The 19,491-nt window shown below is 44.9% G+C and carries 14 protein-coding genes and 3 pseudogenes; 7 read left to right on the forward strand and 10 right to left on the reverse strand.

All coding sequences use genetic code 11. The annotated features are described in order from the left end of the window. Positions 1-39: 39 nt before the first annotated feature. The 3 genes from pgi to AR383_RS12575 all read left to right on the forward strand — a co-directional run bounded on the left by pgi (position 40) and on the right by AR383_RS12575 (position 2,731). Complete coding sequence (pgi, locus tag AR383_RS12565; RefSeq protein ID WP_055733450.1) at positions 40-1,692, forward strand: glucose-6-phosphate isomerase; 1,653 nt, start codon at positions 40-42, stop codon at positions 1,690-1,692. 224 nt (positions 1,693-1,916) lie between these two features. Further along, positions 1,917-2,432 carry a hypothetical protein gene (locus tag AR383_RS12570; RefSeq protein WP_055733451.1) on the forward strand — a complete coding sequence of 172 codons (516 nt, stop codon included), beginning with the start codon at positions 1,917-1,919 and terminating at the stop codon, positions 2,430-2,432. Beyond that, positions 2,357-2,731: a PEP-CTERM sorting domain-containing protein gene (locus AR383_RS12575; protein ID WP_335338337.1), complete on the forward strand. Its 375-nt coding sequence runs from the start codon at positions 2,357-2,359 to the stop codon at positions 2,729-2,731. Before AR383_RS12570 ends, AR383_RS12575 begins: the two co-directional genes overlap by 76 nt. A gap of 55 nt (positions 2,732-2,786) precedes the next feature. On the opposite strand, the pseudogene AR383_RS22130 reads toward AR383_RS12575, so the two are convergent. From AR383_RS22130 to AR383_RS12585, 3 genes and pseudogenes are all read right to left on the reverse strand, one after another. Then, positions 2,787-2,960, reverse strand: a pseudogene (locus AR383_RS22130) (IS4 family transposase); the annotation flags it as partial. A gap of 79 nt (positions 2,961-3,039) precedes the next feature. Further along, positions 3,040-3,957, reverse strand: a complete 918-nt coding sequence (locus tag AR383_RS12580) for an IS5 family transposase (protein WP_055733453.1) — start codon at positions 3,955-3,957, stop codon at positions 3,040-3,042. Between the two features lie 75 nt (positions 3,958-4,032). Then, positions 4,033-5,046: pseudogene (locus AR383_RS12585) on the reverse strand (IS4 family transposase); the annotation flags it as partial. 389 nt (positions 5,047-5,435) lie between these two features. Here AR383_RS12585 and AR383_RS12590 point away from each other — a divergent pair. Together AR383_RS12590 and AR383_RS12595 are read left to right on the forward strand one after the other, a co-directional pair. Continuing rightward, entirely contained in the window at positions 5,436-5,849 is a 414-nt protein-coding gene (locus AR383_RS12590; RefSeq protein ID WP_055733455.1) for a hypothetical protein, read from the forward strand. Continuing rightward, positions 5,846-6,358, forward strand: coding sequence for a hypothetical protein (locus AR383_RS12595; RefSeq protein WP_055733456.1), 513 nt, complete (start codon positions 5,846-5,848; stop codon positions 6,356-6,358). Before AR383_RS12590 ends, AR383_RS12595 begins: the two co-directional genes overlap by 4 nt. Positions 6,359-6,425: 67 nt before the next feature. Here AR383_RS12595 and AR383_RS12600 read toward each other — a convergent pair whose 3' ends face one another. Then, positions 6,426-7,040, reverse strand: a complete 615-nt coding sequence (locus tag AR383_RS12600) for a sugar O-acetyltransferase (protein WP_229711247.1) — start codon at positions 7,038-7,040, stop codon at positions 6,426-6,428. A 187-nt stretch (positions 7,041-7,227) separates the two neighbouring features. Here AR383_RS12600 and AR383_RS12605 point away from each other — a divergent pair, with 187 nt between their 5' ends. Then, complete coding sequence (locus AR383_RS12605; protein ID WP_229711245.1) at positions 7,228-9,576, forward strand: DNA polymerase II; 2,349 nt, start codon at positions 7,228-7,230, stop codon at positions 9,574-9,576. Positions 9,577-9,908: 332 nt separating this feature from the next. Here the strand turns inward: AR383_RS12605 and glgX are convergent, their stop codons facing one another. From glgX to AR383_RS12620, 3 genes are all read right to left on the reverse strand, one after another. Further along, a complete protein-coding gene (glgX, locus tag AR383_RS12610) occupies positions 9,909-11,987 on the reverse strand; it encodes a glycogen debranching protein GlgX (RefSeq protein ID WP_055733457.1) in 2,079 nt (692 codons plus the stop codon). A 116-nt stretch (positions 11,988-12,103) separates the two neighbouring features. Continuing rightward, complete coding sequence (locus AR383_RS12615) at positions 12,104-12,286, reverse strand: hypothetical protein (RefSeq protein WP_055733458.1); 183 nt, start codon at positions 12,284-12,286, stop codon at positions 12,104-12,106. A 78-nt stretch (positions 12,287-12,364) separates the two neighbouring features. Then, entirely contained in the window at positions 12,365-13,486 is a 1,122-nt protein-coding gene (locus AR383_RS12620; RefSeq protein WP_055733459.1) for a 1-acyl-sn-glycerol-3-phosphate acyltransferase, read from the reverse strand. 85 nt (positions 13,487-13,571) lie between these two features. On the opposite strand from AR383_RS12620, the gene AR383_RS12625 reads away from it, so the two are divergent. Then, entirely contained in the window at positions 13,572-15,011 is a 1,440-nt protein-coding gene (locus AR383_RS12625; RefSeq protein WP_157051731.1) for an MATE family efflux transporter, read from the forward strand. Positions 15,012-15,863: 852 nt separating this feature from the next. Here the strand turns inward: AR383_RS12625 and AR383_RS12630 are convergent. The 3 genes and pseudogenes from AR383_RS12630 to AR383_RS12640 form a co-directional block, all read right to left on the reverse strand. After that, a complete protein-coding gene (locus AR383_RS12630) occupies positions 15,864-16,805 on the reverse strand; it encodes a peptidoglycan-binding domain-containing protein (protein WP_055733461.1) in 942 nt (313 codons plus the stop codon). A 28-nt stretch (positions 16,806-16,833) separates the two neighbouring features. Then, complete coding sequence (locus AR383_RS12635) at positions 16,834-17,340, reverse strand: hypothetical protein (protein ID WP_157051732.1); 507 nt, start codon at positions 17,338-17,340, stop codon at positions 16,834-16,836. A 1,479-nt stretch (positions 17,341-18,819) separates the two neighbouring features. Continuing rightward, positions 18,820-19,439, reverse strand: a pseudogene (locus tag AR383_RS12640) (trimeric intracellular cation channel family protein). Between the last annotated feature and the right edge of the window lie 52 nt (positions 19,440-19,491).

Raw genomic sequence — 19,491 nt, forward strand, 5'->3', positions numbered from 1 at the left:
ACTCGGTCATTTAGGTAAAGTATCTAAGGAACAAGGTCTATGCTGGACAATATCAACCCAACCACAACTCAGGCTTGGAAAGCACTACAAGCACATTTCGAAGCACAAAAAGAGGTTCAACTTAGCGAGCTATTCGCCGCTGACGCTGACCGTTTCAATCGTTTCTCTATTGAGTTTAACGAGCAAATCTTACTGGATTACTCGAAAAACCTGATCACTGAAGAAACCATGCAGCATTTGCTTGCACTAGCCAAAGAAACCAAGCTAGACAGCGCCATCAAAGCCATGTTCTCTGGTGAGAAAATCAACCAAACAGAAGGTCGCTCGGTACTGCATACTGCTTTACGTAATCGCAGCAATACTCCAGTAATGGTCGACGGCGAAGACGTGATGCCTGCAGTAAACGCCGTGCTAGAAAAAATGCAAGGCTTCTGCGAGAAAATCCATTCTGGTGAGTGGAAAGGCTACACCGGTAAAGCGATTGAAAGCATTGTAAACATTGGTATTGGTGGTTCAGACCTAGGCCCAGTAATGATTACTGAAGCCCTTGGCGCTTACAAAATCGAACACATTAACACCTACTTCGTTTCTAACGTAGACGGTACTCACATCGCAGAAACCTTGAAGCAAGTAGACCCAGAAACCACTTTATTCCTAGTGGCGTCTAAAACCTTTACTACCCAAGAAACCATGACTAACGCCCACAGCGCCCGTGATTGGTTCCTAGCCGCTGCTGGCGACCAAGCTCACGTAGCTAAGCACTTTGCTGCTCTATCTACCAATGCTAGCGCGGTAGCTGAGTTTGGTATTGATACCGACAACATGTTTGAATTCTGGGACTGGGTAGGCGGTCGTTACTCTTCTTGGTCAGCGATTGGCTTATCGATTGCACTAACCGTGGGCTACGACAACTTCATCGAGTTGTTAGAGGGCGCTCACGCCATGGACCAACACTTTGCTAGCGCAGAATTAGCTGAAAACCTACCGGTTATTCTTGCCTTGCTAGGTATTTGGTACAACAACTTCTACGGCGCAGAAAGCGTGTCGATTTTACCTTACGACCAGTACATGCACCGTTTTGCGGCTTACTTCCAACAAGGTGACATGGAATCTAACGGTAAAAACGTTGACCGTAACGGCAAGCCTGTGGATTACCAAACTGGGCCAATTATTTGGGGTGAACCAGGTACTAACGGCCAACACGCCTTCTACCAACTTATTCACCAAGGCACTAAATTGATCCCTTGTGACTTTATTGCGCCAGCAAATAGCCACAATCCACTATCGGATCATCACGCTAAATTGATGTCTAACTTCTTCGCACAAACCGAAGCCTTAGCCTTTGGTAAGTCTCGTGAAACAGTAGAAGCTGAATTAGTGGCCGCGGGTAAATCGGCTGACGAAATTGCCAAACTAGCACCGTTTAAAGTGTTCACTGGTAACAAACCTACCAACTCTATCTTAGTGAAGAAAATCACCCCTTACAGCTTGGGTGCCATGGTGGCAATGTACGAACACAAAATCTTTGTACAAGGCATCATCTGGAATATCTTCAGCTTCGACCAGTGGGGCGTAGAGCTAGGCAAACAATTGGCTAACCAAATCTTGCCTGAGCTTAAAGATAAAACAGCAGTGAACAGTCACGACAGCTCAACCAACGGCTTAATCAATACCTTTAAAGCCTGGAGCTAAGTACTACACTTCGCTTAATCTGCAAAAAGCTGGCTTAGGCCAGCTTTTTTATAACAACACACCCAGCCCTTCACCGCTAGGCCACGCTAGATAACACTGATATTACAATAAGTTTCTGCTCACAATTTAAGCAAGTAAAACTGGAACTGTGAGAGATCTCGCGTTACTGTCAGCGCGCTAACAAATTAATAAAAAAATAAATCAAACCATCAGCAGGGAAAGTGATGAAAAAAATCTTATGCAGCTTAGCACTGCTGCACTTTGGTGTTCAGGCAACACCATTTAGTGATAATGTGCTAAACGACATTTACAATGGGCAGCCCAATGGCATTCCTACCGCCAACGATCATAACGATGGCGTGCCAGATCTGTTTGATGCAGCAAACTTACTACTGGGCACCAGCTATACCAGCAATGCCGATTTAGACTCGCGTTTTATCGCTAACGACCAAGTTTTTGTTGGCCAGGGCCAACACAACATTGCGCTTATCGGGCTCACTGCGGGTAATTACAATACCTTAGGCGTGTACACCGATTTGGGCCAAGGGCAGAACAAACAAGTATTATTGCCTTCCGATCCGCAGTTTGGATTTACTGGTGATGGCTCTGCCGCTAATCCTTCAAAGGCGCGTCCTTCGACATCGTCGGTGAATTTGCTTGGTATTTGGAACAGGGCGGCCCCTACAACCACACCACCTTCTATTCGGAAAACCAGCTCAATGACGGTTGGGATCATATGATGACCTTTGCCATGCCGGAATTAAACGGTCAAAACACCTTCCTCGATATCGATAATCAAGTGGTGGATTACCAATTTACCAATGCCTTTTTAATTGGTTGGGAAGACCTTCCCTACGGCTATCAAAACCCAGGGATTTTAGGTGACGATGACTACGATGACATGCTCTACCTAGTTGATTTTAGACCCGCTAGCCTACCTAGTAGCATTCCCGAGCCAGCCAGTGCTTGGTTATTGGCCGCAGGTTTAGTGGGCTTGGGCTTACGCCGGCGTAACAATCAAGGCCGATTCAAGGCCTAAACCAATATACAGCAGGCTTAGGCCTGCTGCTTACTCATGGCGCTGGAGGATCCCCTCATAAATCTTTGAGTCCCGCAGAGTGACTCAACCAGCGAAACTCGTTAATTGCCCAGCGTATTCGCTGCTCTGTTATCACATATTCAGATCTTCGTCGTACTTCTTTTCCTAACCTTACAACAGATAAAACCGCTCGTTCACGGATAGTATTGGCCTGAAAGTGTCGCTGCCAACCCACTTGCTGAGCCACTAAACGGCCTTGTTGATCAATTCAGTGCAACGAACGCAGTAACCTCAAGGCGTTTTCCTCTTTATTCAGCTAGCTGACGAGCAGGCATACCTAGCCTGCTCATTTTGTTCAACGCGCACACTCCGGCCATGATTTCACCGACTTGGGCGTTGTAACAACGTAGACTCAACTTGTCGCTAAGCAGTTGTTTGAAACGATACATCGCCGTCTCCGATAGTGAACGAAGATGGTAAGCATTGTCCCGTTTCCAGTTTTCCAACTCACCTTGCTTCAAGGCTTTTACTGCAACGTTCCGTGGGTGACCCGCTTCCCACATACCTGCATTCTTGCGTGGAGGGATTAGTGCAACAGCCTTCTTACGTTGTACTTCTTGATAGCTCTGCCGTGTGTCATAGGCACCATCAGCGCTTACTGCTTTCACTTTGCGCCGCAGCGGTCTCAACAAGGTGGGTAACACTTCACTATCGTGAACCCAGTCCATCGAGACCTCAGCACTCACTATCTGATGGCTCTGGGCATCTACTGCCATATGCAGTTTTCGCCAGACTCGACGCTTTTCAGCGCCGTGTTTACGCACCTTCCACTCTCCTTCGCCAAACACCTTAAGACCTGTAGCATCGATAACGAGGTGAGCCGCTTGACCTTGGCTAGGTAGGCGATAGTTGACTTCAACAGTCTTTGCTCGCTTGCTTATACAACTGTAATCGGGAGATTTTAAGTCGACCTTGAGCAGGCGAAACAATGAGTTGATGAAGCCTTCAAGAGCACGCAGTGGTAACTTGAATACGCCTTTAATCATCAGCGTAGTTGCGATAGCGGTGTCACTGTAAGTTTGGCTGCGCCCTCGACGACCACTGCGCTCAGTGTTATTCCATAGTTCTATGGCTTTCTCATCCATCCAGAAGGTCAATGAGCCGCGTTGCTTCAGTGCACTGTTGTACAGCTTCCAGTTGGTGATGTTGCCTTTCGCTTTACCCATGTTTGGTGACCCGACAGATATAGATACTGATCAGATCCGCGACTGCTGAGTTAGTTCAATCTGATTTAGGAAACAACGCCCCACTAAACCTAACCACCACAAAATAATGTCAGCCAGTAAAGCTATCAGCAGCAGTACGTCATACCGGCGTGGGCATCGTGAGCGACTGTGGCGTAAACCAAAACCGTATTGTGGGCTTTTTAAGTCTCGAAAGGTTTCTTCTATTTGCATCCGTTTGGCATATAACTTCGTCACTTGTATCGCATTAAAGAGTTCGGGCGGTAAGTTAGTGGCGAGTACCCAAGGCTCTTTGGCTGAGCGGTGATACAGCTTCTTGGCTGAATGGTTATTACCTGAGCGACGAGAGCGTTTATCTTTACGGTGTTTATCCTTGGATTTAAATACATATAAGTGACAGGGCATGGGTTTCTTTCGCGCTACTTGCACTGCGCCTATATATTGCGCTTTATTGTTTGCTGAAGCATAAAGCGTTTTGGTGAGTACCCATCGGTCACGAAGCTGATAACAGACCTCGCCACGTAGCCTACCCAACCAATACCAGCCATAAGAAGCCACTTCTCTAAACCAGGTGTTGCGATAACCCGCATCCGTCACTATCAGCGGTGTACAGCTTGTTGGTAACACACTGGCTAGCTCAGATAAGAACTGATTATGACTACGAGGTGCATTGTAATCTTTGAACTCGAAGGTGCGTTCATACAAGGTAATGGAACGGCCTTTTATTGAGACAGAAGCGCGTAATGTCATCATCCGTAATTGCTCACGTACATCAGCCCAATCGACCAAGACCACAGGCATGGGATTAGCCCCGCAAATCTGCCGAGCATGCCATTGGTATATCGCTAAACGCTCACTATTTAAATGGTGGTTACCGAGCAAGCGGTCTATACGTTTAATGCAGTGTTTAGGTGAAACCCTGCTGGTTATATTGCGCCCGAGTTCAGTGAGAGACAATTTGTCGCCATCTAGTAGTGATGTAGTGGCAACCATCAGAGAGTTAAGGCGTTTTTTGTGAATATTGGGGCACAGCTCAATAAGCATTTGGTGTAGAATTTGAGTTTCGCGCATCCTGACTGCCTCCGTGCAGGTTTGATAGGATTTGTTTTTGGCGAAATTAATTAGATCAAACAACAGGGTGCGCGTCTACTTATATGAATTCTCAAGAGATTATGAGGGGATTCGCTAGCTCATGGCGTAGCACTGAACGAGCACAAGATGTTTCATACAAAGTATTGTCTGAAACATCTTCAAATTCAATTAATAGGAGATGGAACAGCAAATAATTGATATCTAAGTCTTAATAAGCTTCTCTTTCGAAATTTTTCCCCACTTCCAGCCATTAAGATTGAACTATAAGCAAAATACATTGAAGGCCTTAATACTTAATAGTTGTTGTTGACAATCATTTAAAACGGCCAGAGAATTGATAAATTAATCACTATAAAAATGAAGTGTTTATGAATCAAAAAATTTGCCCCACTCTAGTTGGTCTTATATTTGATGAGCAAAGTCAAAGAGCTATTAACGATATCAACAGAATAACTAAAACTAAAAAAACTGGCTGGTTCATCATCGCCATTGGCCAACTAGCACTTATATTTGGGGGAAATACTGTAAAAAGCCAGACTACTGCGGCAGGCTTGATTGATAATAACCTTTTATTTAAATCATCATCTAATGGAGTTAGCCAAACTGGTTACAATATTTATACAACTAACTGGGAGTACTTTTTCCAGTCTTTTTCTCATTTAGAACATTATGCAGAAGGGCAAATCAGTACCATAGCTGGCCTACAAATGATACGAAGTAACATTTCAGCTAAAGAGCGGCAATTCTGGAAGGCTATTCACTATGGATGTAAACCACAATGACTAAAACATTATATACCATTTGTATATTGATATTTTCCGTTCACTCTTCATCATGTTTTGCAGGTGATATTATTAGTTTTGGAACGCAAACTTTAGAAGAAAACTTTCAAAAATTCACAAGTGTTCACGCCCAATGCAGAGAAACAGCAGCCTTTAGTAAGCTTAGTGAAAAGACGATAGAAACTTTAAAAGGTTTCCCCAATAGCACAGGTGAAGCTCTCGGGTTTCTTAGCCAAGAAGCTATCCGAAAATGTAGCCAACCTTTATATACAAAGGTTTTAAGATCTCTTCTCACCTTAGAATCAATAAATCGAGAGCAACCTAGCAACATAATTTCTGAAAAGATTCAGAAATACAAAACTCTTATGTTTCCGTCAAGCGAAATATATAGTGAACTTGCTTTTAGTAAACTAACTAAAGAACAACAACACACGCTTTTGGGCATAGAAGAGCTCCGTACACCATTTAATGCAATAGATGCTTTTGAACGCACTTGGCTCAAAGAATAATAATGATGACCAAACTCCTCCCCTTTTAAATGAAAGGTAAAATCGTTTACCGCACACCTCCACAGCATTAACCTTTTGCTTGGCGCACCGTTTCACCAGGCTTAATTGCACGAATCACCTTGGCAGGATTCCCCGCCACCAATACCCCTGGCGGCACGTCTTTACTGACAATGGCTCCAGCGGCCACCACCGAACCAGCGCCTATAGTGACGCCCGCTAATACCACCGCATGTCCGCCAATCCATACATCATCACCAATGGTAATGGGGGCGGGGTAATCAATCACCTCGCGCTCCCCTTGAGCATTGATATAAGTTTTACGCAGCTCGGGGTCTAGAGCATGGTTAATCGAAAACAAACTGACATTCGGGGCAATCATCACCCGATGGCCAATGCTGATTTTACCCGAGTTAACCAAGGTAAAGTTGGTATTAATGAAGACATCATCGCCAATAAATACGGTATCGCCATAATCCACGGTGAGTGGTGGACAAATTTCAATGTTGCTGCCCACTTCAGCAAACAATTCTTTGGCTAACTGTTCTCGCTCGCTAAACTGCTCGGGTAGGGTTTGATTAAAACGATGGGTAATTTGCCGCGTTCGTAGCCGCCGCTCAGCTAAATCGTGATCCCAGCGATTAAAACTTAAGCCGGCCATCATTCGTTGAAAATGCTCGCTCATTTGTTTCTCTTAGTCATGCGTTTTCAACACTGTGCCGAGAAATTTGCCGACGATCTAGCTGCTAGCTGGCATAAACCACAAATCACAAATCCAGAAGTAAACAAAGTAAATCCAAGCACAGCGCAATAGCGCTAAACGCTCGCTTTGTGCTAAGTTTCCAGCCACTCATCGGTAAAGAGAGCACTATGTGATTCAGCACTTGCAACAGGGCCAAGGTTTTTTGCTTAACGCCACCAGCTATGATCGGCAGGGACGAGCGCATATCCAACTCTACTTAGCCAGTGAACAAGGTCCCTTGCGCTTAGAGATTAGCGACCAGCAACCGCTGTTTTTTGTGCTGAGTAGTGAGCTACCCGCAGCACTGCAAGCGCTAACTACGCCACCTGCTCGCTATCAAGACTTGCCTTTAAAAACCTTCCAGCAGCAAGCCGTAAGCGCGCTTTACTTCACCACTATAGAACAGCACCAACAAGCGGCTAAACGCTTACAACAAAGCGGTTTTAGCTGCTTTGAACACGATATAAAGCTACATGAGCGCTTTCTCACCGAGCGCTTTTGTTACGGCAGTCTCTCTTACCAGGGCCGACTTAAACCACACAGCCATTTTCCTTGCCTGCAACAGGTAAAAATTAAAGCTTGTCAGTACGCCCCCTCGTTGTCGGTCTTGTCCTTAGACATCGAGTGCAGTGAGCAAGGCCAGCTGTATTCGATAGGTTTGGCGACAAAAGACTACCAACGGGTATTGATGATAGGCCAAGAGCAGCCTGCCAGCACCCCAATTAGCTGGGTAGAGAATGAATACGCCCTGCTTAAAAAGCTAGAACAAGAGTTTGCAAAACTCGACCCGGACATCATAATTGGTTGGAATGTCATCAATTTCGATTTTCGCTTATTAGCCAAACGCGCCGCCTTACATGGCATTAAGCTTCTGCTGGGGCGGGAACAAAGCCAACTGCGCTGGCGCGAGCGCAGTGATAACCCACAAAACGGCTTTGTTAGTCTTCCTGGGCGGGTGGTGGTTGATGGAATAGATGCGCTAAAATCGGCAACCTACCAATTTGACAGTTTCAGCCTAGAGCATGTGGCCCAACAGCTTTTACAGCGCGGTAAGCTAGTCGATGAAGTGGGCGATAGAATGGCTGAAATCACTCACAACTTTCAGCATGATAAGCCGCAGTTAGCCGCCTATAACCTAGAAGACTGTCAATTGGTGCTGGATATTTTCCAGCATACGCAAATTCTCGACTACCTGTGTTTACGCAGCCAACTTACCGGACTGATGTTAGATAGAAGCGGCGGCTCGGTAGCCGCCTTTACCAATGTCTATTTACCCAAGTTGCACCGCGCCGGTTATATAGCGCCCAACCTAAGCAGAGATTTTATCGCCGATAGCCCAGGCGGTTATGTGATGAGCTCCAAGCCTGGCCTCTATCACAACGTATTGGTGCTAGATTTTAAAAGCCTTTATCCTTCGATTATTCGTACCTTTAAAGTGGACCCGCTCGGATTGGTGGAAGGCTTGGCAGAGCCAGAACAAGCGATTGAAGGCTTTCGTGGAGGCAAATTTAGCCGCGACAAACACTTTCTACCGGGCATTATTGAACAGCTCTGGCAGCAGCGCGATCAAGCTAAGGCCAACCACGACAAGGCACGCTCTCAGGCGATAAAGATCTTAATGAACAGCTTTTATGGCGTATTGGGCTCCACCGGTTGTCGCTTTCACGATCCACGCCTTGCCAGTTCCATCACCATGCGTGGCCACCAGCTAATGCAACAAACCGCAGAATGGATCCGCCAACAGGGCCACGAGGTTATTTATGGTGATACCGACTCCACCTTTGTTTGGCTTAACCAACAACTTAGCGCCGACCAAGCACAACAAATAGGCCAACAGCTGGCCGCTGGAATTAACCAATATTGGCGAGAGAAGCTGGCAACAGAAATGCAGCTAGAGAGCCACTTAGAAATTGAGTTTGAAACCCATTTTTCACGTTTCTTAATGCCCACCATTCGCGGTTCGGAAACTGGCAGTAAAAAACGCTATGCCGGTTTGGATGCCCACAACAAACTGATTATTAAAGGCTTAGAAACGGTGCGCTCGGATTGGACCGAATTAGCCAAACACTTTCAAACTGGCTTATTAGAGCGGGTCTTTAGCGACCAAGATCCACGCGCCTTTGTGCTGGAAACCATTGCTAAGTTATTAGAGGGAGAGTACGACTCACAACTGGTTTACCGTAAACGCTTACGACGCAATCTAGCCGACTACGTAAAAAACGTGCCTCCGCAAGTAAAGGCCGCGCGTTTGGCCGACCAGCAAAACCAAGCGCTAGGGAAAGCTCTGCAGTATCAGAACAAAGGCAGCATTGACTACCTAATTACCTTAAATGGACCAGAACCGCTTGCCTACCAACATAGCCACATCGATTATCAGCATTATTTAGATAAACAACTGCGCCCCATTGCCGATGCTATTCTGCCTTTTGTGGGTTTAGACTTCGAACAAATCAGCTCAGCCCAACTGGGATTGTTTTAAGTAACAAAGTTAAATTTTGCTCAAGCCATGGCTATTTATATGGCGATTTCAGCACAAAAACCCAACATAAGTCACTTTTATCAAATAAATATCCTTTTCCTATTAGAAATAAGGTAATTAATGTGGATACTAAAAATAATCAACAAACATAGTAATAATCAAATCTACTAACAAGAAGGGCGAGAAGGGGGATAATAATGGCTTTTATATCAATTGGAGCACGAATATTATTGCTGGTATTAATGCTGGGTAGCGTATTTAGCTTCTCACACACTACCCAATCATCATTAGTACAATCTTGCTCAAGTTTAACCAGCGATAAACCTGCTTAATTAGTTACAACGGCTTTCCAACAATGGATTAGCAACAAATAACATCACCGAGCGAGCCGAGACGGTTACCGTTGCAGTATCTAGCTGAGGAGCGGTTTTAAAGTCAAAAATATCGGCAGGTGGTTTCGCCGCTGTATCGACCAGCTTAAACCAGTGACCTTCAATGGCTGGCACTTCAAATTCCAAGTCTTCCCAATAGGCGTTAAACACCATGTACATTCTATCCTTAGAATAAGGGTCGAGTAGGGTTAAAGCTATCGAATGACTGTCTTCAGACCAATCTGCTTGTCCTGGTTTCACCCCATGCCACTCAATATTGGCGTCATGAATCACATCGGACAGACTGAGGTGAATTTTTTCTTCCAATACATCGTCAAAACGACGTAACTTAATCAGTTCTTTAACAAAACGCAGCAAGTCTTGGTTTTTATCCACCAAATTCCAGTCAAACCAAGATATTTCGTTGTCTTGGCAATAGGCGTTGTTATTACCTTGTTGAGTGCGTTTCACTTCGTCACCCATGGTAATCATTGGCGTACCTAAAGATAACAGCAAGGTGGCAAAGAAATTCTTCATTTGCTGCTCACGCAATTCATTTACTTTAGGATTTAAAGTTGGTCCTTCAACACCATGGTTATAACTGATGTTGTGGTTATCCCCATCACGGTTATTTTCACCGTTATCTAGATTGTGTTTGTCGTTATAGCTGACTAAATCATTCAGGGTAAAACCATCGTGGGCGGTAACTAAGTTAATCGAGCGCTGTGGTGAGTGGTTATCTTTGTAATACAGATCGGGGCTGCCCAATAGACGTGAACCAAATCGGCCAGTAACGCCATTGTCACCGCGGAAGAAAGAGCGTACATCATCACGGAATTTACCATTCCATTCATTCCAGCGGTCACCCACAAAATCGCCAACCTGGTAAAGACCAGCGGCATCCCAAGCCTCGGCTATGATTTTAGTACCCGCCAAAGCAGGATCGGAATCGATGGACCAAAGCAATGGTGGATCTTTCATTACATTGCCTTGCGAGTCTCGCGCCAATACCGATGCAAGATCAAAGCGGAAGCCGTCAACATGCATTTCATTAGCCCAAAAGCGCAATGAATCGCGGATCATCTTACGCATTACCGAATGGTTGGCATTACAGGTATTGCCACAGCCCGAGTAATTGCTATACCAACGTTTCTCGTTTTCTAGAGTGTAATAAGCATCGTTTTGCAGACCCTTCATGCTTAAAGTTGGACCATCGTGCCCACCTTCAGCGGTATGGTTAAAGACCACATCCAAAATCACCTCAATGCCTGCTTTGTGCAGCTCCCGCACCATCACTCTAAATTCGTTATAGGCACCACAAACACTCTTATCAGAGCTATAGGCGGTATGCGGAGAGAAGAAGTTGACCGGGCTATAACCCCAGTAGTTTTGCTTGCCTAGCGGAGCATCTTGAATATCAAATTGCTGCACCGGCATTAACTCAATGGCGGTCACTCCAAGCTCTTTCAAATAGGGAATTTTTTCGATTACCCCAGCGTAGGTGCCGCGCTTATGTTCAGCCACTCCCGAAGAAGGATGCTTAGTAAAGCCGGCCACATGCATTTCATAAATCACGGTATCTTGCAGTGAACGCTTAATTGGACGAGTACCTTGCCAATCAAAACCACGCAAATCGACTACCGCCCCCTTAACACATTGATCGACATTCGCATGCCCGTGTCGAGCCGCGACCTGGCGTAAGTAGTTATCGGGGAAATGCGTCATCTTAGCGTAAGGGTCTAACAATACCTTACTAGGGTCGAAGCGTAAGCCTCGCTCAGGTTGCCACGGGCCATCAACTTGAAAGCCATACAAAGTACCGACTTCTAGCTCTTCAACAAACAAGTGCCAGTAGTGATCGGTACGGTTAAATTGAGGATGAAAAGGAATTTCTGCGAAAGGTTTACGAGAATTGACTTCTTTGAAAAGGAGTAAGGTTACCCCTGTAGCGTTTTTTGAAAAAATACTAAAGTTGACGCCCGAACCTTGATAGGTTGCCCCTAATGGAAAGGCGCTCCCCGCTTGCGTTTTAATGGTCATATACTGTGCTGTCTTTTAATACTAATATTTGAGATGTAAGCCTATTGTTTGGCTCTTTTGGCTACAGTTTATCAGTAATAAAGCATGGCACAGTATATTTATTTACGCTTTAAGGTTTAAAATTTAACCGAAATTGAATGTGAACGCCCACCCACTTGACGCTTACGCCGACAATGTTGTGCTCCTAACTGGTCTAGCTCGTTTACTTCATCGGGTAACATTAATGATAATAATTGCTGCAATTTATCTTGATCAGATAATACGTTGGCAATAGTTTGGCTAGTCTTTGAACGGAACATATCATACCCCTAATATTAATACCTATTAAGGGGTATGCAGCTACAATGCCAACACAACAAAAAACTAAATTTATGTTTTTATTCAGTGAGTTGCTGTCTTGCCTTGATGGGATTGGCATACATTGCCAGCAGTTGAGATCGGACCTCTGCACTAATATCGCCAGTTTTCGCCTCAAAATAGCGCTTAGCCTGAGCAATATCCTTAGCCGATAGTTCTTCAGGAAGTTCATTGCCCAAAGCTATCCAGTTAGTTGGCATTAATTGATAATTGCCAATAATCGCTTTATCTAGGGCTTCCGCGACTTCTTTGGCATTCTCAAATGGAGCATTTAAAGGCTTAGCAAAATGTACGTGCACTCGCCCTTTTTGACCAACAATGCCACGAGAAATACTGTAAATGTCTTCGTGCTCTTGCTTTAGGTACTCGCCGTGCTGATTTTGCGCCACCAATTCATTGGCCTTGGCCACGTCGCAGGGGTCAAACTCATAGGAAATAGACACCGGTACAATGTTGAGTTGGTTAATGTAATCAGCAAAGCTCTGTTCTTTACTTCTATTTAAAGCCAGCATCGAAATTAGTGCAGCATTAGTTTGGTCTAAGCCATCTTTAGCACGCCCTTCTCGCTGAGCAATCCAAATATGATCGCCAGTTTGCTTAAGGGTATGCTGAATATAAGCCGACAGCTCTTTTGAATTCGCCAACTTTTCTCGTTTAGCGCTAGCCGAACGCTTAACGATGAAACTACGGTTTAGGCGCATTAAATCCGATACCCAGGGCTTAGTTAATAGGTTATCGCCAATGGCGATTTGCACGGTATCTTGGCCATTTACATGCAGTAGATAATTCACAAATGCCGGATCTAAGGCGATATCACGATGGTTAGAAATAAACAAATGTGGCGTCGACAAATCAAGATTATCTAAGCCACTTGAGCTTAATTGCGAAGTGGTGGTTTTAATCATATGTGCCATGTAACGTTCAACAATGAGCTGAAAATCGTACACTGTATTGACCTTTCTCACCTTAAAGCGAAGCACACTACGTAACAGCGTAGATAACAACGCCAGCGCCAAGCCTGACACCCGCGGATAACGAAAACGAATGAGGGTGGTGATAAATTCTGAGTCATTGATTAAACGTTGCAGGGTGGGTTTTACTTCAGAGTCTTGGTAAGGGCGAATACTGTCGAACTGAGACATAACTTCTCTCACTATTAAGGAAGCCGCAATTTACCGTTTTCTTAAGCCAAAGACAATCACAATGGTTAGTTTTTGAACAAACATTGTGCACTTTCACGCAGATGCTTGGTTCTTTCGCAAAAGCCTGCATCCACGTATACTGAAGTTCCATTTGCTCACTCCAACAAGCATGGAACAACAACGCCGCCAATTACTTGATGCGCCCATCACTCCACTGATTATCCGTAAAGCCAGCCCCAGCTTAGTCGGCATTTTTTCGATCATCTTTTTTAATTTAGTCGATACCTTTTTTGTTGCTATGTTAGGTACCGATGCGCTGGCAGGCGTTTCATTTACCTTTCCCATCACCTTTGCCATTACCAGCATTGCTATGGGTTTAGGTATTGGCCTTTCTTCACACGTGGGGCGCTTATTAGGAGCAGAAAAACAGCAGCAGGCGGCGCGCTTAACCAGTCACAGCCTGTTATTCAGTTTGTTATTGATTATCAGCATCGCCAGCCTAGGCTATTTGAGTATTTTCCCTCTATTTAGCTACTTAGGCGCAGAGCTACCGGTAATGCCCTACATTGAGCAATACATGCAAATTTGGTATCTCTCGGTTCCCTTGTTGGTGATTCCCATGGTTGGCAACAGCGCGATTCGTGCCAGTGGAGACAGTAAAACCCCCAGTATTGTTATGCTGGTGGCCGGCATGGTTAACGGCATTCTCGACCCCCTACTCATTTTTGGCTTAGGCCCCTTTCCCGCCATGGGTGTTCAGGGCGCGGCATTAGCCACCGCCATAGCGTGGCTCATCACCTTCTTGGTCGCACTGTATATGCTTAAGTTTAAACTTGACTTATTACGCTTAGAACCTTGCTCTATTTCGCAATTATTACGCTCTTGGCAAAAACTCTTGAGCATTGCTATTCCAGCGGTGTTCTCGCAGCTGCTCACGCCTATTGCTACAGCACTCACCTTTGTTATTTTGGCTAAAGCAGGCACCGCTACGGTGGCCGCCTATGGTTTTGCCACCCGCGTTGAAGCTTTGTTATTTATAGGGGTGATGGCGATTAACTCGGTGATTCCGATGTTGGTGGGGCAAAATGTAGGCGCAGGCCAAGCACAGCGTGCCCAGCAAGTGGTGCATCATGGGATCCGTCTAGCCGTTATTTGGCAACTGATATTAGCTCTGGTCATGTATTTACTCGCACCACTGATCAGCCACAGCTTAAACCACGATGCCGAAGTCGCCGAACTTAGCCAGTATTACCTGCAATTAGTACCGTTTTGTTATGGCATGATGGCCGTACCCTTACTATTGGCACAAACCCTAAATGCGCTGGCCAAGCCTATGCATGCCATGGTGATTAATCTAGTGCGTCTATTTGGTTTTATGCTGCCCGCCATTTTCTTAGGGGCATTATCTGGAAGCAGTAAGGTAATCTTTCTGGCGATTATTATTGCGCATACTTTAGCCGGCCTAGCGAGCTTAGTATTGCTGGCCTACCTAATGAGACAGCAAGTGTGGTGGCGTCAGCAGTAAAAAGGGCGACACCTAAGTGTCGCCCTTTTGTACGTCATCAAGCTCAGTCCTTAAACTTTAGTTGCTCCTTGCAATCCTTATGGCTGTGCACACCGTCCTTAGCGTTTCCTCTTCCCATTTCCTTTGGGCTATCCTTTAGCCTTCTTTGGCATAAGTGTTCTTCCTAAACACTTGCTCTCTCCGTCCTGGAGGTATCCCTTTACTTCTTCCTGAAGCTCTTAGGTATTTGCTTTGCGCTGCTTGCGCTGAGTTCCTAAGCTCATCAACCTTGACAAGCTTGTTCATCCTAAACAGTGCGTCCTATACCCCGGCATCTTGCCTAACTCATCCTGAGCATTGGCTCGTCCTTATGTTTATAACTATAGCGTGCTAACAAATCCTTCCCAGAGCCCAGCCCAAAATAAATTCTTACTACACAAATAAGGCAGTCACAAAACACAGTAAATTCATTTAAAAACAATTACTAAGCTAAATAACACAACGGCAAGTAACGAAATATTCGCAAAACAAATAAGGGCGATCTCTTACAAAAAAGCTAGCAAATGAAGAAAAACAAAAACAAGATAAAACAACAAACATTAATATAAAAAGCCGTCACCTATCTAAACAAAAGAAAACATCAGGATAAATAACTAAAATAAACCAAAATAGTAGTAGTTTACACACAATCTTACATATTTACTGGTAAGTTACGACTAGGTCGTACAGTCGGTCTGCTGGTATCGTAACTCATAACTGGACAGTTCCGTGCTAGCCGAGCCTACCGCCAGAGCGTCACACTCTAACGCGGAGATGGACATCTGCATGACTCTCACTCAAGCGGCTTTAACAAAGTGCGATCCCGCCTTGGCGTTAAGGCAACAACGGCAGTAGCTGATTAATTTGCGGCAGCTCCACATGCCAGCAAGAGCGCTCAATTAAAACGTTTGCGATAGGCTTTTGCGCCACGGTGTAATTTGTTTTGCTACCCGCAGAGTGCTTTCGCTTATTAAAGTTTGCACTGTAGGCAAGAAGAGCCTCTTCAAATGCTGCTTTGTCAGGATCTTTAACGCTGGAGTAGGGAATGTCTAGGATATTGTTGCTCTGATATTGGCTTTGGGTGACACAATGCAGTGATGTGCGTTCGCCGTTGGCTAGTCGTGCAATTATTTCATTAATCATCAATTGCTTAATTTCTGCATCCGTCTTTTTACCCATGTTGTCGCTGAAAATCTTATCGACAGCTTTGCCAGCAGGTTTGTATGGGTAGCCTCGATGAACCTCAACTGATACACCCTTGCTGTATGCGCTTTTGTTGTCGCCAAACATTATTCTGGCTTGATCATCCGGAGTTCGCCAAGTACTAGAGATGGCAATGTTATTTACACCTGAAAGCATCATTATCTGTTTGAGTACGCTAATGGTGTAGTGACTAAGCACCCTTTTCGCATTTGCACGGTAATTGACTGCAAAGGCTGCACTCGGACCATGAGCTGATATCGCTGAATACGAGCGGCCTGATCCCGAATGGCCCTTACTCACAATGGAGGTGTTACTTGGTGCCGAGGCTGAATAACTGCTCAGTACTTTCAAGGACCGACCGTTAGGGTCAATACGACCATCGGGGTGAACCATACGGATGATTTCTCGCTGGAATCTAAGGATAACCCTTAGCGTATGAGGACCCATCAGACCATCTTCTGTGAGTTTTGTTGAGTATCCTTTGAATAGAACCCTGTTAAGCCCGGTTTGAATCGTGCGCACATCGAGCCTGCTATTAATCCCCTTCGCGCCAACACTTCCTTGTATCTGCATTAAAATTTCCTTTTAAAGTTTGATGCTATTACATTCCTTCCGGCCCAAACCAGCGGTAGCTTATCGCGGTGTCATACATAAATGCTGGTCCGAACTCTGCGTCGACAATTTTTGTAACTTTGAATTCCATACGTGCCCCGCTGTCTTCGTCAAAGGCGACAAAGCCTGTTGGAGCTGACTGCTTCTTCAAGGCTTCGGCTATATCGTTATAGATCTCTGAATAATCTCGAGTAAGTCCCGCAAGCCATAGGCTGGTTTCAATACGCTGCATATCTGAAAGTGGTGCAGGGCTAAGATACAACATCTCTATACCTATCTGGCACTCCTCCCACTGAGCAATCAGGGTAGAACCGTCGGCAAAGTGAAAGCGTTCTCTATTTGAGCTGCCCACATGGGCGATTTCTGGTTTGCCGATGAGTTGTGCTGTTTTCTGCGGGGATAGCTTTGGTGGATTTTGTCCGTAAGAACAAAGCTCGTTGGCATTGGAAAAGCTAGCAATTGCCATCAGTAAGGGAATAGAGGCCCACTTCATCATTGAATCCTTAGTTGTGCCGCCGGTGTCGCGGTCACCTTCCAGTTGGTGGCGTTATTCTATTGTGCATTAATAACTAATTCAACAATAAGCTCGCCTGAGTGATGGGTACGCCGGACCTGCGACCAGGGTGAGATCGCGAACGTTTTTAAACTAACCATATATGTCTAGTTAATTGTGATTCTGGCTACCAGTGATTTTGCAGGCTTCCCTAACTCGTAATGGGGCAGAATCAATTAAGGAGAAGCTGTCAGCTCTAGTCAGAGTTATGAAACGAAACTGACAGATTGCATTCAGACTAATCCACCAGTCGCCAGAAAAAGAAAAGGGTGACACCTAAGTGTCACCCTTCGAATAGTCATATCGTTCTTATTCCATGAACGTTAACTGCTCCCTGCAATCCTTTTTGACTGTGTACACTATTCCTTAGTGTGTCCTCTTCCCAATTCCTTTGGGCTGTCCTTTAGCCTTCTTTGGCATAAGTGTTCGTCCTAAACACTTGCTCTCTCCGTCCTGGAGGTATCCCTTTACTTCTTCCTGAAGCCGTTCGGTATTCGCTTTAGCACTCCTGTGCCAACATCCTCAACTTATCAATCCTAATAAGCCTGCTCATCCTGAACTTTGCGTCCTAACTACCCTAGCATCCTAGCTAGTAATTCTTCCTGAATCTTGCTTCGTCCTGATGAAAAACACTTTACGCTTTAACGCAAAAGATCCCAGTAGATAAAAACAAAATAAAATTAGGTAACATCAAATGAAAAATCTTAAAAAATTAGTAAGCTTTTGATTTTATTTATTTAAATATTTATTTGACGAGAATTAAAACAGGTTTATCTGCTCAATAGAATGGTCGATCTCTTACAGAGTTTAGGGCGAAGAAGGAAGATAAGCATCTAAGCTTATCAATAAATGCTATACAAAATATCGTAGAAAGGCTGGATACAACATGGAATATGCGGGTTTAAGCCAAATAAAAGCCCAGCTAATGTTGCTAGGCTTAGAAAAAGATCGGGGCGACACTTACGTGTCGCCCCTAGTAGTCATATCGCTCAATTCCGTGAACGGGTAATTGCTCCCTGCAATCCTTTTTGACTGTGTTACTACTTCCTGTAGTTATCCTTTTCTCAAATCCTTTGAGCTGTCCTTTAGCCTTCTATGGCATAACCGGTCTTCCATACCAGTTGCACGTCTCCTTCCTGGGAGGTGTCCTTTGCTACATCCTGTAGCTATCCTTTCAGCTCCTGCTACGTTTGTCATCCTGATAAACGTCAGTGCCTCCGTGCACAAATAACTATACGGAAACTAAATTTGATAAAAAGCAGTGAAAGCAAAAAAGTTTCATTTTTTTATGAGAAAAACACAGATAAAAACATAAACCAATGAAATATATATAAATATAGTAAATGCGTCTGCAACAAATACTGCTTATTACGCACAGGCTTGTAAGAGATATCTCACAAACCTGTGCGGCATTTGTCTTGATTAACGATTTTTCGACAATTTAGGCAAAGAAAGATGATAGCGAATTGCCACCAAACGGATCAGCAAAGCAGTGACAATACAAGCGCTACTAGCAAAACCAGCAGAAGGCGTTAAATACAAAGCAGCCACCCATACCAGACCACCGGCAATACAAGCTGTCGCATAGACTTCCCTTTGTAATACCAAGGGCACTTGATTAGCCAATACATCGCGGATCATACCACCGCCACAAGCGGTAACCACGCCCATCACCACCGCCACTATCATCGGCGCACCAAAGGCTAAGGCTTTTTCAGCACCAATCGCCATAAATACCGCCATACCAATGGCATCAGCCACCGGCAATAACCAGCGCGGCGGGCTAGGAAAGTTATTCAGTAATAGAATAGAAAGTAGGCTAGCACTCACAATAACCCATATATAAAGGCTATTTTCGACCCAAAATACTGGGTTAGCCCCAAGGCCATATCACGAATAGTGCCGCCACCAATAGCGGTTACACAGGCCAGAACTAAGGCACCAAATAAGTCCATTTTACGTCGGCTGGCCACCAGCACACCGGAAATGGCAAATACGGCGGTACCAAACAAATCCAGACTATAAATAATGGTGTTAGCCAAAGTGCACTCCTCAAAAAAATAGGCGGCAATTAGACACCATCAAGAAGCAATA

The sequence above is a fragment of the Agarivorans gilvus genome (assembly GCF_001420915.1).
GTDB lineage: Bacteria > Pseudomonadota > Gammaproteobacteria > Enterobacterales > Celerinatantimonadaceae > Agarivorans > Agarivorans gilvus.

Excerpts from the sequence above, each read along its gene's own strand:
- pgi (WP_055733450.1), top strand. The coding sequence starts at position 40 with ATGCTGGACAATATCAACCCAACCACAACTCAGGCTTGGAAAGCACTA.
- AR383_RS12570 (WP_055733451.1), top strand. The coding sequence starts at position 1,917 with ATGAAAAAAATCTTATGCAGCTTAGCACTGCTGCACTTTGGTGTTCAG.
- AR383_RS12580 (WP_055733453.1), bottom strand. The coding sequence starts at position 3,957 with ATGGGTAAAGCGAAAGGCAACATCACCAACTGGAAGCTGTACAACAGT.
- AR383_RS12590 (WP_055733455.1), top strand. The coding sequence starts at position 5,436 with ATGAATCAAAAAATTTGCCCCACTCTAGTTGGTCTTATATTTGATGAG.
- AR383_RS12595 (WP_055733456.1), top strand. The coding sequence starts at position 5,846 with ATGACTAAAACATTATATACCATTTGTATATTGATATTTTCCGTTCAC.
- AR383_RS12600 (WP_229711247.1), bottom strand. The coding sequence starts at position 7,040 with ATGAGCGAGCATTTTCAACGAATGATGGCCGGCTTAAGTTTTAATCGC.
- glgX (WP_055733457.1), bottom strand. The coding sequence starts at position 11,987 with ATGACCATTAAAACGCAAGCGGGGAGCGCCTTTCCATTAGGGGCAACC.
- AR383_RS12615 (WP_055733458.1), bottom strand. The coding sequence starts at position 12,286 with ATGTTCCGTTCAAAGACTAGCCAAACTATTGCCAACGTATTATCTGAT.
- AR383_RS12620 (WP_055733459.1), bottom strand. The coding sequence starts at position 13,486 with ATGTCTCAGTTCGACAGTATTCGCCCTTACCAAGACTCTGAAGTAAAA.
- AR383_RS12630 (WP_055733461.1), bottom strand. The coding sequence starts at position 16,805 with ATGCAGATACAAGGAAGTGTTGGCGCGAAGGGGATTAATAGCAGGCTC.
- AR383_RS12635 (WP_157051732.1), bottom strand. The coding sequence starts at position 17,340 with ATGATGAAGTGGGCCTCTATTCCCTTACTGATGGCAATTGCTAGCTTT.